At 40.3% G+C, this 15,452-nt stretch carries 10 protein-coding genes; 7 read left to right on the top strand and 3 right to left on the bottom strand.

From position 1 onward, the window contains the following. Positions 1–1,208 (bottom strand): porin (locus HP439_RS11990; RefSeq protein WP_172390577.1); only part of this gene is annotated, 1,208 nt, incomplete at its 3' end. Between the two features lie 251 nt (positions 1,209–1,459). Here HP439_RS11990 and dinB point away from each other — a divergent pair. Further along, entirely contained in the window at positions 1,460–2,506 is a 1,047-nt protein-coding gene (gene dinB, locus HP439_RS11985; protein WP_216657838.1) for a DNA polymerase IV, read from the top strand. Between the two features lie 23 nt (positions 2,507–2,529). Here the strand turns inward: dinB and rpoN are convergent, their stop codons facing one another. After that, a complete protein-coding gene (gene rpoN / locus HP439_RS11980) occupies positions 2,530–3,993 on the bottom strand; it encodes an RNA polymerase factor sigma-54 (protein WP_172390575.1) in 1,464 nt (487 codons plus the stop codon). Between the two features lie 225 nt (positions 3,994–4,218). Here rpoN and HP439_RS11975 point away from each other — a divergent pair, with 225 nt between their 5' ends. Both HP439_RS11975 and HP439_RS11970 read left to right on the top strand, forming a co-directional pair. Further along, positions 4,219–6,528 (top strand): penicillin-binding protein 1A, encoded by a 2,310-nt coding sequence (locus HP439_RS11975; protein WP_172390574.1) that lies wholly within the window; start codon positions 4,219–4,221, stop codon positions 6,526–6,528. Positions 6,529–6,573: 45 nt separating this feature from the next. Further along, positions 6,574–9,714 carry a DPP IV N-terminal domain-containing protein gene (locus HP439_RS11970; RefSeq protein WP_216657837.1) on the top strand — a complete coding sequence of 1,047 codons (3,141 nt, stop codon included), beginning with the start codon at positions 6,574–6,576 and terminating at the stop codon, positions 9,712–9,714. Positions 9,715–9,773: 59 nt separating this feature from the next. On the opposite strand, the gene HP439_RS11965 is transcribed toward HP439_RS11970, so the two are convergent. Continuing rightward, positions 9,774–10,091: a GIY-YIG nuclease family protein gene (locus tag HP439_RS11965; RefSeq protein ID WP_172390573.1), complete on the bottom strand. Its 318-nt coding sequence runs from the start codon at positions 10,089–10,091 to the stop codon at positions 9,774–9,776. A gap of 109 nt (positions 10,092–10,200) precedes the next feature. Between HP439_RS11965 and HP439_RS11960 the strand changes: the two genes are divergently transcribed. From HP439_RS11960 to infB, 4 genes are all read left to right on the top strand, one after another. Beyond that, positions 10,201–10,974: a LexA family transcriptional regulator gene (locus tag HP439_RS11960; RefSeq protein ID WP_172390572.1), complete on the top strand. Its 774-nt coding sequence runs from the start codon at positions 10,201–10,203 to the stop codon at positions 10,972–10,974. Between the two features lie 103 nt (positions 10,975–11,077). Further along, positions 11,078–11,542 (top strand): ribosome assembly cofactor RimP, encoded by a 465-nt coding sequence (gene rimP, locus HP439_RS11955; protein ID WP_172390571.1) that lies wholly within the window; start codon positions 11,078–11,080, stop codon positions 11,540–11,542. Positions 11,543–11,545: 3 nt separating this feature from the next. Continuing rightward, positions 11,546–12,784: a transcription termination factor NusA gene (gene nusA / locus HP439_RS11950; protein WP_172390570.1), complete on the top strand. Its 1,239-nt coding sequence runs from the start codon at positions 11,546–11,548 to the stop codon at positions 12,782–12,784. Positions 12,785–12,890: 106 nt separating this feature from the next. Next, positions 12,891–15,452 (top strand): translation initiation factor IF-2 (gene infB / locus HP439_RS11945; protein WP_172390569.1); only part of this gene is annotated, 2,562 nt, incomplete at its 3' end.

Below are 15,452 nucleotides of genomic sequence, written 5' to 3'. Positions count from 1 at the left end.
ATTTGAAATATACCACCCCACTTATTACCTTGATGACTGTTGCCGAAATCCCCGTTACTTACAGTATAATTTGCATTCAACTGTAGTTTCAGGCGATGCGCTTTAATATACTTTGTAAGACCAAGTTCCATCACTTCGACTTGATCCTCAACTATCCTAATTTGATCATGAGGTTTAATATACGTATAACGAGTAGCAATTTCATAACCTTTATCTAATAAATAAGACGCTTGTTGATTCGCACCCCATCCTTTAAAAGCATGTGTTTCTTCTGTTTCCGACCCGTCTTGTTTATTAAGCTGATCGTCAATGATGTTGAAAGCATTATCAACATCTCTTCGCATGTACTCAACCTGGTAAGCAAAACCACTATATTTAAAAATCGCATCGGCGAACGCGGTTTTAAGCGTGAACGGGTTTTGTACATATCGACCAGTTTGACCACCTTCCCGGGTCGTACGATCATTGTAGCTATAACCACCTCCAATCGATAATTTAGGGGTTTCTTCGCGTTCTAAATCGCCCTCAGAGTAATCTCCATCATTCGTGAAATTGCCCAATGGAAGAAATTCCACACGTCCTGTATACGCTAATCCATCGTCCGTGCCACTCGCAACACGCCCCTCACCGGTTGAAATAGCTGCCTTCGCATTAATGGGCATTCCGCCAAGTTTCTTACTCAGGTTAAAAGACATACCAAAGTCGCGATCTATAGTAAAGTTTGAATTAACTAGCGAACGATCAGCAAATTGCAATTGACCAGAAGAATTAACACGTTGTCTATTTCCAGGTAACTTGTTTTGACCAAACGAAATATAAAAATCGTCGGTTAAATTATAGAATACAACGGCGTCACGAACAATGTTAGCTACGCCCGTATCATCAAAATCCTGATCCGATCGTGTAAACGCTAACTGGATAGAGTACGATACTTTAGGTGTGAAAATATAACCGTCAACACGCATTCTTAAACGGCGAATACGCGCATCCAGATCATTGTTATCCTCACCGTCCAAGACATTATTAAAACCAAGACGATTCTGCATTCTAAATCGAAAGTTAGTATAAAATAGAGAATCCTTACTTAGAAATTGAATTCCTTTAAAATTGAGGATGGTCGCTCTGTCATCGCGCTCTTGGGCCATCGTCATTTGGGATAAACATAAAAAGCCTAATATTACTGTGATTAATATTGGTTTTGAATTCATAGTTGGATTTTAAAAGTAAAACAATTTAAATAAAACAAAGGGAGTTCCATATCACAAAGATAAAAGAATTGGTCTCGTTCGCTGAATTAATCTTAAATTAACGCTATTCAATAACTGAAATAAGGAACCAAGTAATTGTTACAGATACGTATCTTTGGTTTTCAAAAGCAAATGTCAGAACCAATCACCAAGAAAACGGAGAATTAAGTTGTAATACTGTGGGTGAGCACCGTAAAATAATTCATATTGACATGGATGCGTTTTATGCATCGGTGGAGCAACGCGATTTTGTCGAATTACGAGGAAAAGCTCTTGCTGTAGGTGGGTCCCCGGATGGTCGCGGTGTCGTTGCCACAGCAAGCTATGAGGCACGCAAGTTCGGTGTTCGATCAGCGATGTCTTCTAGAGTGGCATTACAACTTTGTCCACATTTGCTATTTACACGCCCCCGGTTCGAAGTGTATAAACAGGTGTCTGATCAAATTCGTTCAATATTTCGTCGTTATACCGATTTGATCGAACCATTATCGCTAGACGAAGCATATCTTGATGTAACACAAGATAAATTACAAATAGGTTCTGCAATCGAGATTGCGAAACAAATCAAAGAGAGTATTAAGCAAGAACTTAATTTGTCGGCATCGGCTGGAGTTTCGGTAAATAAATTTATAGCAAAGATTGCCTCAGACTACGAAAAACCCGACGGGCTTACTTTCATCGGCCCCTCCAAAGTTATTCGGTTTCTTGAATCTCTTCCCATCGAGAAATTTTTTGGTGTAGGAAAAGTTACGGCCCAAAAGATGAAGGGTATTGGGATTCACACGGGGGCAGACCTAAAGACCTTCAGTGAACAGGAGCTAATTCGCAAATTTGGTAAATCCGGAAAATTCTTTTATCACATGGTTCGTGGCGAGGATAGTCGCCCAGTACGTCCGAACCGGATCTCCAAATCCATAGGCATTGAAGATACTTTTTTTTCGGACATAAAAGATCCCCAAGAAATGCTGCAAGAACTCCGCGTATTGTGTGAGAAACTTGAAAAGCGACTGGAAAGTAAAAACAAGCAGGGACGGACGGTTACTGTAAAAATAAAATTTTCTGATTTCACACAGATCACACGTAGCAAGACATCGACTTTTTATATATACAGCAGTTCGGATATTTTCAAAGACGTTGAAGAATTATTTGCTTCAGTGAATCTTGTTGAGAGACGAGTACGCTTGCTAGGCGTGACGATATCTAATTTCTACGATGCAGACCTGGAAAAATTAAATAATCCACAACTCCGGCTGTTCTAGTTAATTATAACATAAATAAGAGCTTACAGCTCTTTTCTTAGACGTGCAACGGGAATATTCATTGCTTCTCGGTATTTAGCGACAGTCCTTCGTGCAATTGTATAACCTTTTTCTTTTAATATATCAGTTAATTTTTCGTCTGCCAAGGGCCGGCGCTTGTCCTCATTAGCAATACACTCTTCCAATATCTTTTTAACTTCTTTGTTGGAGACTTCTTCGCCCGAATCAGTTTGGATGGCTTCCGAAAAGAATGACTTCAATAGAAATGTTCCGAATTCAGTTTGAACATATTTAGAGTTGGCGACACGCGAAACAGTTGATATATCCATTTCAATACGATCAGCTATATCCTTGAGGATCATGGGTCTTAAAAGTTTTTCATCGCCAGTTAAAAAATATTCATATTGATATTCCATAATAGCATTCATCGTTTTCAACAGCGTTTGCTGACGCTGCTTGATGGCATCAATAAACCATTTTGCGGAGTCTAATTTTTGTTTAACAAACTGAACCGCTTCTTTCATCTTCTTATCATTCTTTTCCGCCTTTTCGTAATGTTCAAACATTTCCTGGTAAGAGCGAGATACCCTTAATTCCGGAGCGTTCCTGCCATTTAGTGTAAGGTGTAGCGTACCGTCGTTATTACTAATATGAAAATCGGGAATGATGTGCAATTGTTTCCCTGCTACCGCGCCAGAATCGCCCGGTTTTGGATTGAGCTTGAGTATCTCGTTAATAATATTCCGAAGTTCGGCAGAATCGACTCCAAGCTGTCTCTCAATTTTATCGTAATGCTTTTTTGTAAACTCTTCTAAATAGTTTTCAACAACTTTAATTGCTTGAGATATCGTGGGGTTATCTTGATCTTTCTTACTTAATTGTATAAGTAAACATTCCTGTAAATTGCGGGCACCTATGCCGGCTGGTTCAAAATCTTGAATAATTTTCAGAATTGATTCTACTTCCTGCTGGCCAACAATAACGTTTTGAGCAAAGGCTAAATCGTCGATTAATGAAAGAATGGGTCTTCGCAAATACCCGTCGTCGTCCAAACTACCTATGATTTGTTGACCTATGAGAAAATCGTGATCCGAAAGCGCCAATAAATCGAGTTGATTTTGAAGCGTTTCAAAAAATGAGTCTTGAATGGCGATAGGCATTTCCTTTTTGTCATCATCATCATCTGGACTGTAGTTGCTTGAATAGTCATTATAGTCGTCTTCTTGTATATATTCATCGACACTAAATTCTTCTTCATACTCCGTCTTCGGCTCTTCGAAATTTTCGTCAGGATCTCGATCAGGATACTCTTCTACAGGATCGTTCATATTCGCTAAGCTACCATCTTCCAAAGCTGGATTTTCCTCAAGTTCCTCTTTAATACGAGCATCAAGCGATACAGTCGGTACCTGTAGCAACTTAATGAACTGTATTTGTTGTGGTGATAACTTTTGTAATAACTTTTGCTGTAGAGTTTGTTTTAACATTCGTCGATCTGTCTAATTGACCGTAAAAATACTTAATTTAATCCAAAAATTAAACGCGATCAGGGAACTGTTATTTTTTGAGGTATAATTATTGAGGATCTGTCCGGCATTTGGGTGAAACATAGCTTGGTTCAGAAATGTTAAATTTAGTTAATTTCATTACTAGGCCCACTGTTTTTTGGGTTTAGCAATCGGTTTTAGAAAAACTATCTACATCTTTACCGTATGTTTAGAAGGGTTAAAAACAAAATCGTTCGCGTTATTTTAATCGCAATATATTGTCTAATTGCAATAATCTGTGCGGTACAACTCAACTTTTTGTGGCTTTTTGGTTATTCACCTACAAAAAAGGATATTGTACTTCCCACGTTACAAATCTCATCGGAGCTATATACCGCTGATTCCGTATTAATTGGAAAATATTATTTAGAAGATAGAGACCCCGTCTCGTTCGACAGCATTTCAAAAAATATTCTAAATGCTTTAATTGCAACTGAAGATATCCGCTTCTATAAGCACAGCGGAGTCGATGTGATAGGAGTAATTTCAGGCGCCGCATCAACCGTTATGGGGGACAAACGAGGTGGTAGCACGATAACGCAACAACTTGCCAAAAATTTGTACCGTACCCGGTATGAGAAGCAACAGGGGTTATTAGGTAAGATTCCTTTGCTAGGCATGGTGGTGACTAAGTTTAAAGAATGGATGACTGCCTATAAATTAGAAAGTAGGTATAGTAAAAATGAGATTATCACGATGTATCTCAACACGGTCTCATTTAGTAATAATGCATATGGTATAAAATCCGCAGCGGTACGGTATTTTAATAAATTCCCTAAAGATCTTAAAGCGACAGAAGCCGCTGTACTGATCGGCATGCTGAAAGGAACAACTTTCTATAACCCGATTAGAAATCCAGAAAATTCCCTTGAGCGCCGTAATATAGTTCTGGGGCAGATGTATAAAGAAGGTTTCTTGGCTAAACAGGAGTATGACTCAATGCTAAAGGCTCCGTTGGGGTTAGATCTCAACAATCAGGAGCAGCGCGGGGCAAATGATTCATATATACGGAGCGCCGTACGAAAATGGTTAGAGAAATGGGGTGAAGATAACGGGCTTGATATTTATACATCAGGTTTAAAAATCTATACGACGATTGATTCACGAATGCAAGCGATCGCTGAGGGGATTGTCACCGAACAAATGAAAGAGCTACAAAAACGGCTTAACAATAGTTGGGGAGATGAGTTACCGTGGAGAGACAAAGAAAATGAGGTTATTCCACAATTCCTCGAAGATAAAGCGCGTAAACTCCCAATATACAAGTCGTTAATGGAAAAATATAAAAACGATGAGAACAAAGTATTTGAAGTTCTTAATCAGCCGAAATCTATGTCGGTGTTTACGTGGGATGGAGAACAAGACGTGCAATTCTCAACAATGGACTCCTTGAAACATTACCTAACAATGCTTAACACGGGAATGGTGGCAATGGATCCTTATAATGGTGAGATCAAAGTTTGGATCGGCGGAATAAACCATGAGCATTTTAAATTTGATCACGTTAATCAATCTAAACGGCAAGCAGGATCAACGTTTAAACCATTTGTATATCTCACTGCTCTTGAAAATGGACTAACACCATGTGACACATACGAAGACAAACCTGTACGATTAGATTTTGTAAACAAGCAAGGAGAAAAAGAAGTTTGGGAACCGAAAAATGCCGATTGGAGCTTTTCTTATCGAAACATGTCGCTTCGTTGGGCGATGGCCCGTTCTTTAAACACTATTACCGCGCAGATTACTCGTGATTTCGGATGGGATAGTATAGTAGAGACAGCGCATCGTGTAGGCATAGAAAGTCATTTAGAATCGGTACCATCTGTCGGACTTGGTTCCAATGATGTTTCAGTATTAGAAATGGCGAATGCTTATTCGACCTTCATTAATACGGGGAAACGCAACGATCCAGTGCTTGTCTCGGCGATATATGATAATAATGGCAAGCAGATCGCAAGTTTCAAAACAAAACAGGAACAAGTAATCGATCCGGAAAATGCGTGGTTGATGACCTACATGCTCCGTGGTACGATTGAAGAGCCAAATGGTACTTCTCAAGCGCTTTGGGAATGGGATTTATTTGGCGACAATAATCAAATTGGGGGAAAGACGGGCACTTCATCCGATTACGTAGACGGCTGGTACATGGGTGTAACAAAAGACTTAGTAGCAGGAGTTTGGGTAGGTTGTGATGAACAGACTGTTCATTTTAAAAACTCCCAAACAGGGGAGGGCTCTAAAACAGCACTACCTATATACGCGCGTTTTATGGAGGCTCTGTACAAACAACCTGAGCTGGGAGTTACCAAAGGAGAACTTCCTTCCCCGACAGTCGAAATAAAGAAAAAATATAATTGTCCTTCACCTCGGATACGTATTCCTTCGCCGTCAGACAGCACGTCGAACAATGGAAGTGATTCTTCAGGTTTGCCGACGATATTACAATTACCGGAAGTGGGAATAATCGAATGATAATTTTGTAAGTTTGCTTAACAATAAGTAACCACCTAATTAACTATGAATTTAAATGACCGACCAACATTCAGTAACGTTAAATATTGGAGTGTAGTTTTATTCCTATGTTTAATTATACCGAACCTCGTTGAAGCCCAATATTTTGGACAAAATAAAATGCGTTACAAGAAGCTTGACTTCACAGTTAAGCAAACTCCGCATTTTGAGATGTATAGTTATCTGAAAAACGACAGTATGGTCACCTGGTTAGCTAAGGAGGCCGAAGTATGGTATGGTATGCACCAGCAGGTATTTCAGGATACTTTCTTACGTAAAAATCCTTTAATCGTCTACAACAATCATCCGGAATTTCAGCAGACCACAGCAATCCAAGGGGAGATCTCAGTGGGTACAGCAGGTGTAACCGAAGCGTTTAAACAGCGGGTAGTCATGCCTGTATTACAAATCAATCAACAAACCCGCCATGTTTTGGGCCATGAGATGGTCCACGCCTTTCAATTCCGCATATTAATGGAAGGAAAAGACACCACGCGGCTAGAGAGCGTTGCGAATATCCCATTATGGATGGTAGAGGGAATGGCAGAATATTTATCGGTGGGGAAAAAAGATGCTTTTACCGCGATGTGGATGCGTGATGCTTATTCCCGGAACAATATACCTTCCTTAAGGCAGCTGACGGATGAATCTTATAAATATTCTCCCTACCGTTATGGGCAAGCATTCTTTGCATATGTAGGTGCGACTTATGGTGACACGGTGATCATGCCACTGTTTTTAGAGACAGCAAAATATGGTTACGAAGCAGCGATGAAAAGAGTTTTCGGTTACGATGCGCAAACGATGAGCACCCTTTGGCGCAACAGTATGGAGACAACCTTTCGCTCGTTAAACAAAGACACAGTATCAGCTCCCATCGGCAAAGCGTTAATAACACAGCGAACCGGCGGACGGATGAATGTCGCACCAGCTATCTCTCCGAACGGTAAACTTGTCGCTTTTATGTCCGAAAAAGACCTTTTTAGTATCGATCTTTTTCTAGCGGACGCTAATACAGGTGAAGTTATCCGTAAACTAGGAAGTAGAACAACGAGTAAAGACATCGATGAATTTAGTTTTTTGGAATCAGCGGGTGATTTTTCTGCTGATTCAAAACGGTTCGCTTTTAGTATATTTAGTGATGGTAAGAATAAATTAATGGTTGTTGATGTTCAAACTGGCAAAACTCTTGCCGTTGTGGCGATGGGTGATATCGTGGAGTTTACAAATATCAGCTTCTCACCGCAAGGCGATCGTGTTGCGTTCTCTGGGTTGAAAAATGGCCACAGTGATATTTTTACCTATGACCTGAACAGTAAAGAGCTTCTGCAACTTACCAACGATAAATATTCAGACTTTCAACCCAGCTTTTCTCCAGACGGTAAGCACATTGTATTTAGCACTGATCGGGTTTCTTTTGACAATCCAAGCCGTTCGGTTGATATACCATTGGGACTAGCACTGTTGAATCTGGAAGATAAGACAATTGAAGATATCGAAGTTTTTCCGGGCGCTAACAATTTGAATCCTCATTTTTCTGGCGACGGAAAATCAATTTTATTTTTATCCAACGGTGATGGCTTCCGTAATCTATTTCAATATTCGATACAAGAGAGGATTGTAAAACAGTTAACAGATTACTTCACCGGAATCAGTGGGATAACCGAGTATTCACCCGCAATGAGTATATCCGATAATGAGGATATCGTATATTCCTATTTTAAAGGTAATCAGTACAACATTTACAAAGCAAATATCTCCGATTTTGAAACGGTGGCTGTAAATCCACAAACAAGTGATTTTACAGCGGCAATGCTACCGCCGTATGTCAATCGTGGGGTCAACGTGGTAAACACCAATCTTTCTAATTTTGAGGTGTACAAACGTATCGACACGGCGTTGATTCGTCCAGTGCCATATCGTTCAAAATTCAAGCTTGACTACATTGCAAATTCAGGGGTAGGAATGACGATTGGATCGCGCTACGGGGCTGGCATGGCCGGTGGCATCTTTGGTGTATTCTCCGATATTTTGGGCTATAACAAAATTTATAGCACCCTAAATATCAATGGAGAAATCTATGATTTTGGAGGTCAGGTGGCGTACGTAAACCAAAAAAGCCGCTGGAATTGGGGAGGTTCCGTGTCGCACATTCCATATCGATATGGTTTTAGAGAATACGATGTTGAGGATCTAGGTAATGGCGAAGAACTTGTAATGAACGACTATCTCATTCGTCAATTTGAAACACAATTGGACGCTTTTGTTGCATATCCGTTTAATAGATATCATCGTTTTGAAATTGGCGGTGCCCTTGCACGCTATGGGTATAGAGCAGAAAAATGGACGCAAAGCTATTATTACGGATACGGTGATCGCGAAAAGCTTTCATCGGAAGAAGCGTTATCATTGGGTTTAGGTGATCTGAGTCCATTGACCGTAGAACAGTTGAGCGCATCATTCGTAGGTGACAAATCCGTCTTCGGGATGGCCGCACCGTTGGAAGGATTTCGCTACAGGTTGGGTGTCGGGCAATATTTTGGTGATTTAAGCTTCACCAATTATACGGTTGACCTTCGCCGATATGTTAGATTTAAACCTATTACTCTCGCTGGACGCGTTTATACCTATATTCGTTCAGGCAAAGACGATGAACGCTTAAGAGGTAATTATATTGGGTATCCGTTTTTCGTACGTGGATTTGATAGTATGTCTCCCGATAAGGTTGGAAACCTTTCGTACAACGATCTAATGGGGTCTCGTGTGTTAGTAGGCAATTTTGAAATTCGCCTTCCATTCACTGGCCCTGAGAAATTAGCAGCAGTGAAATCAAAATTTTTGTTTTCAGATCTCAACTTGTTCCTCGATGCAGGCTTAGCCTGGAATAAAGGAAATAAAATTGTTGGCTCTTTGGAAGATAAACCACTGATAGAACAAACCGATAATCAAGGAAACCCAATTTTGAATGACGGCTCCCCACTTATGGTGTATGACCCGAATTATAGAGTCCCGGTAGTCAGTGCCGGTGTTTCTGTACGGGTAAATTTATTTGGCGCAATGATTATTGAGCCATACTACGCCGTACCATTTGTGAAATCAAGAACAAAATTTGGAACCTTCGGATTAAACTTTATGCCTGGTTGGTAGTCAGACACAATAGTGAGGTTGATTTAAAGGGTTAAGGTTGTTAGGGTCGTTGTTTGTGCTTAGGCGTAAACAACGGCCTTTTTTGTTTGTAACGGAGATGGTAACGGCGCAAGGTTTAACCAATTCGGGTTTTTCATTCGAATAACACGCTCACGCTGCATCCTCGTGAATTGTTGCAATTGCTGTTTACGCTGTTCCGCCTCCTCATACGTCTCAAAATTCACTATATAAACAATATTGCTCAATTTCGTCGCCTTGCCAAATAAAATAGTAGAAGAGTTTTTGATTTGGTGTAATCGTTTGTTGATATCGGTACAATAGCCCACTTCAAGGTAAGTTCTATTGCTGTCAGTAACTATATATACGCTGTGTTTCATTTCTAAATTGTTTATGACTAATATATTTGGTGTTATCGTCTTAAATACCTAACTTTATTGGCACAATGTTACTAATAGTTTTAGGATTAACAAAATATTTTATAAAAAAATGTCGAACTTCGGTATTAATCTCAAGTTTTTAAGAAAACAAAAACGACTCTCGCAACAGGCTCTGGCTGACGTATTAGGCGTAAAACGCCCATCTATTGGCGCGTACGAAGAACTTCGTGCTGAACCTAATTTTGATATGCTAAAAAAAATGGCAGACTTTTTCGAGGTCTCTATGGATGACTTTACACAAGAGGTAATCACCGCGGACTGGAAGCCCAAAGTTCGTGGATCTGTTTCAGACTTTCGTGTGTTAAGTATAACAGTCGATCAGGAAGATACTCAAAATATTGAATTTGTACCGGTAAAAGCTAGTGCAGGATATACGAATGGCTATGGAGATCCGGAGTACGTTGCGACTCTTCAGAAATTTAGACTGCCGATGTTTAATCAAGGTACTTATAGGGCCTTCGAAATCAAAGGCGATTCGATGTTACCCCTCGAATCAGGCACTATGATTATTGCTGAATATGTTGAAGATTGGAAGAATATGAAGTCAAACGACACCTACGTAATAATTACTGATTCGGAAGGAATTGTGTACAAACGACTTGGTCAGAAATATAATGAGGCTAAGGGTTTGAAGCTTATTTCTGACAACCCCTCATTTTCTCCTTACTGGGTTGAACCACAAGACATATTGGAAATATGGAAAGCTAAAGCTTTCATTAGTAAGGACTTTCCAGTACCTAATTCAACTCCTACATTAGAAACTTTATCGTCGATGATGGCACAAATGCAAAAGACTATTGTAGATGTCGTGAATAATAAATAAAACCACTGTTTGTATCTTTAAAAGAATATCATTACTTTTGTAATATCTTAGAAAGAGGGGGCATGGTATGCCCCCTTTTTTAATTCAATTATGGAATTTAGATATGCAAATAGAAGAAAGAGTTCGCGCACTAGTAGAGGAGAAGATTGCAGATCGTGAAGATTTGTTTGTCGTTTCGATCAAGATGCAGCGTAACGGTGTGTTAGAAATATTAATTGATGGAGACCAAGGGGTGCCGATAGAAGATTGCGCGAAGATAAGCCGTCATGTTGGATTTCATCTAGAAGAAGAAAACGTCATAGAGACGGCATACCGTCTAGAAGTATCTTCTCCGGGAGTTGATACGCCACTGATACTACATCGCCAGTATATTAAAAATATAGGCAGACTTATACGTATAAAAGGTCTCGATGGAGCTAAATTTGAAGGCGAATTACTTCAGGTTAACGATGCTTCAATCACGATTAATCAGAAGGTAAAAGAAAAAGGTAAGAAAGCAACTACACAGGAGCTTGAAATTCCTTTTACAGATATAACAGAAACAAAGGTGTTAATTTCATTTAAATAACAAATGAGCAGCAATATCAATTTGATAGACTCTTTTCAAGAGTTTAAGGATTTTAAGAACATCGACCGTCCAACTGTGATCACAGTTTTGGAAGAAGTCTTTCGTAGTATGATCCGCAAGCGTTACGGAACAGATGAGAATGTGGACGTGATTGTGAATCCGGATAACGGGGATTTGGAAATTTGGAGAACACGCGTTGTCATGGAAGATGGTTTCTCTGAAGATGATGATTTAGAAATCGAATTAGCAGAAGCACATCAATATGATCCTGACCTAGAAGTTGGCGACGATTATATCGAGCAAGTAACATTGGAAAGCTTTGGCCGCCGTGCAATTTTAGCTGCACGACAAACACTAGTTTCTAAGATTCTTGAGCTAGAGAAAGACGAAGTTTTCAAAAAATACAAAGATCGCGAGGGTGAACTTGTAATTGGCGAGGTGTATCAGATTTGGAAAAAGGAGATCTTAGTATTGGACGAAGATGGTAACGAACTTATCCTTCCAAAAACAGAACAGATTCCAGCAGATTATTTCAAAAAAGGAGATAGCATTCGTGCGGTAGTATCTAAGGTTGATATGATGAACAATAATCCAAAGATTATTATCTCACGTACAGCCTCAGAATTTTTACAACGTTTGTTTGAGTTGGAAGTTCCTGAAATCTTCGATGGCTTAATCACCATCAAGAAAATTGTTCGTGAACCAGGTGAGCGCGCGAAAGTGGCAGTGGAATCTTACGACGACCGTATTGATCCGGTTGGCGCATGCGTTGGTATGAAAGGATCCCGTATTCATGGTATCGTCCGTGAATTACGCAACGAGAACATTGATGTAATCAACTTTACATCTAATAACTCATTATATATTACGCGGGCGCTTAGTCCAGCGCGAATTTCGTCTATCAAAATTGATGACGAAAATAAAACGGCCGCTGTATACTTAAAACCAGACCAAGTATCTCTGGCAATTGGCCGAGGTGGACATAACATTAAACTTGCCGGTAAATTGACTGGTTATGAAATCGACGTTTATCGTGAGAATGACGAAGTAGAGGAGGATGTGGATATCGAAGAATTTGCAGATGAAATTGATAGCTGGATTATCGATGAACTTAAGCGTGTGGGGCTTGATACAGCCAAATCTGTGCTTAGTTTAACACATGAAGAACTCGCGCGAAGAACAGACTTAGAGGACGATACTATCGTTGAGATTGTGCGTGTCCTTCAATCTGAGTTCGAATAGTGCTCTGTCGGGGCATACTCAATGAAAAAACAATTGTTCTTAAATTGTTTTTTCATTGTAAAAAAACATATTTTTGTAGTACTAAATAATAGAGGTAAATAAATAGATGATAGAAGGAAAGAGCGTAAACTTACTAAAGGCGGCAAAAGAACTTAATATTGGGATCGGTACTGCTGTTGATTTCTTGGTAAAGAAAGGCTTCGATGTAGAATCGAAACCAAGTACTAAGTTATCTCCAGATATGTATGGTATCCTTTTAAAGGAATTTCAAGGCGATAAAATTGTAAAAGACGAAGCAAAGCAAATTGTTATCGGAAAAATTCGTCGTGAAGAGTCAGCTGCTGGAACGGGTGGAGCAGATTCCTTTGAATCTAATGAGCACACCTCTGAACCGCAAGAAGAGGTTCTTATCAAAAATACGGTCATTGACCATGCTCCCCCTGTAAAGGAAGAACCTAAAAAAGAGGAACCGAAAAAAGAGGAACCTAAAAAGGAAGATAATAGCCCGTTAAAAGTCGTAGGTAAAATAGATTTAGATGGTCTTCATCATGGCAAAGGGAAAAAAGCCGAACCGAAAGCCACGATTAAAGAAGAAGCGAAAGTTGAAAAACCCGCGGAACCAACTCCTGAAAAAGAAGCACCTAAAGTAGCTGCTGTAAAAGAAGAAACGGTTACACCTGTTCCACAGCCGCAAACTGTGGAAACACCTAAAGAAGAAAAACCGAAGATCGAAACAAAGGAGGAAAAACCTGTGGCAGAGAGACCTAAGAGTGAAAACCCAAAGGCAGATCAGCCAAAGCAAGAGGCTCTTGTCGAAAAAGCAAAGGTTGAAGTAAAACAACCAAAAGACGATCCTAAAGAAGAAATCAAATCTGAGCCTAAGGGCGCCCCAATGAATAAGGAAAATACAGAAGTTAAACCTCCTGTACAGGGAGACATTAAAGCTAAGCCTGTAGCGGATCCGCAGAAAGATGTAATTCGCGCACGCTCAGAAACATTGGCTGGACCAAAAGTGGTCGGTAAAATACAGCTACCGGTAGAACGTAAACCCGTAGCATCCTCGTCGAATGCTACACATCATTCGAATAACGACAACAAGCGTAAACGTAAACGTACAAATAATCGTCCGAACACGCCTGTTAATCCGAATGCACAAGAAGGTCAACGCCCTACTGAAGGTGGAACTGCTAACAATGCAAATCGTCCTGCAGGCGGAGGTTTCAATCGAGGAGGTCAAAATCAACAAAATAGACCCGGAGGAAATAACCCTAATCATAGAGGTCCTCGCCCGGATCACAAAGGAAGAGGACGCCACCAGGATGCTCCAAAAGAGGAACCATCAGAAAAAGAGATCCAAGATCAAATCAAAGCAACGCTTGCTCGTTTAAGTGGAGCAGGTAAATCTGGTAAATTTGCGCAACGGGCAAAGTTACGCCGCCAGAAACGAGATGATATAGCACTTTCGGCAGAAGAAGCGGCAATGGAAGAAGCGGCACAATCCAAGGTATTGCGTGTAACGGAATTTGTGACGGCAAATGAGTTGGCTAACTTGATGGATGTACAAGTGACACAAGTTATCTCAACTTGTATGAGTCTTGGTATGTTCGTCTCGATCAACCAACGTTTAGATGCTGAAACACTAAGTATTGTTGCTGACGAGTTTGGATATCAGGTTGAATTTATCAAACCGGAAGATGAAGAAATAACAGAACTAGAAGAACCAGATAACCAAGATCAGATGATTGATCGTGCACCTATCGTAACGGTAATGGGACACGTCGATCATGGTAAAACTTCGCTTTTGGATTATATCCGTAAAGCAAACGTAACCAAGGGTGAAGCCGGTGGTATCACGCAGCACATTGGGGCTTATGCAGTAAACTTAGACGATGGCCGTAAGATTACTTTCTTAGATACACCTGGTCACGAGGCATTTACAGCCATGCGTGCTCGTGGTGCGAAGGTAACAGATATTGTAATTATCGTTATCGCTGCTGATGATGCTGTGATGCCTCAAACTAAAGAAGCAATTAATCATGCACAGGCAGCTGGATCGCCAATTGTATTTGCGTTTACTAAAGTTGATAAGCCTGGTGCAAACGCAGACAGGATTCGCGAGCAACTATCAGCAATGAATATCCTTGTTGAAGACTGGGGTGGTAAATATCAGGCGCAAGAAATTTCAGCTAAAACTGGAGAGAACGTCGAACTGTTGTTGGAGAAAGTATTGTTGGAAGCTGAGTTACTTGAATTGAAAGCGGATCCGACAAAACGTGCGGTTGGTTCAGTAATTGAAGCCGCATTGGATAAAGGACGCGGTATTGTAACTACAGTACTTGTACAAGGTGGTACGTTAAGCGTTGGGGATGCCATTCTAGCAGGTTCACACTCAGGTAAGGTGAAAGCCCTAACCAACGAACGTGGAGAACGTGTTAAGACAGCTGGCCCTTCTACGCCCGTACAAATATTAGGTATGTCAGGTGCGCCTACGGCCGGTGACAAATTGTATGTGCTAGAAAGCGAATCAGAAGCGCGTCAGGTTGCAAATAAACGTCTACAATTACAACGTGAGCAAGGTATGCGTGCTACCAAACATATTACGTTGGATGAAATCGGACGTCGTTTGGCAATCGGAAACTTTAAAGAACTTAATGTTATTGTTAAGGGT

The organism is Sphingobacterium shayense, assembly GCF_013179575.1.
GTDB classification, from domain to species: Bacteria; Bacteroidota; Bacteroidia; order Sphingobacteriales; family Sphingobacteriaceae; genus Sphingobacterium; species Sphingobacterium shayense.
This window is presented reverse-complemented; position numbering and strand designations above follow the sequence as displayed.

Excerpts from the sequence above, each read along its gene's own strand:
- HP439_RS11965 (WP_172390573.1), bottom strand. The coding sequence starts at position 10,091 with ATGAAACACAGCGTATATATAGTTACTGACAGCAATAGAACTTACCTT.
- rimP (WP_172390571.1), top strand. The coding sequence starts at position 11,078 with ATGCAAATAGAAGAAAGAGTTCGCGCACTAGTAGAGGAGAAGATTGCA.
- dinB (WP_216657838.1), top strand. The coding sequence starts at position 1,460 with ATGGATGCGTTTTATGCATCGGTGGAGCAACGCGATTTTGTCGAATTA.
- HP439_RS11960 (WP_172390572.1), top strand. The coding sequence starts at position 10,201 with ATGTCGAACTTCGGTATTAATCTCAAGTTTTTAAGAAAACAAAAACGA.
- rpoN (WP_172390575.1), bottom strand. The coding sequence starts at position 3,993 with ATGTTAAAACAAACTCTACAGCAAAAGTTATTACAAAAGTTATCACCA.
- HP439_RS11975 (WP_172390574.1), top strand. The coding sequence starts at position 4,219 with ATGTTTAGAAGGGTTAAAAACAAAATCGTTCGCGTTATTTTAATCGCA.
- HP439_RS11970 (WP_216657837.1), top strand. The coding sequence starts at position 6,574 with ATGAATTTAAATGACCGACCAACATTCAGTAACGTTAAATATTGGAGT.
- nusA (WP_172390570.1), top strand. The coding sequence starts at position 11,546 with ATGAGCAGCAATATCAATTTGATAGACTCTTTTCAAGAGTTTAAGGAT.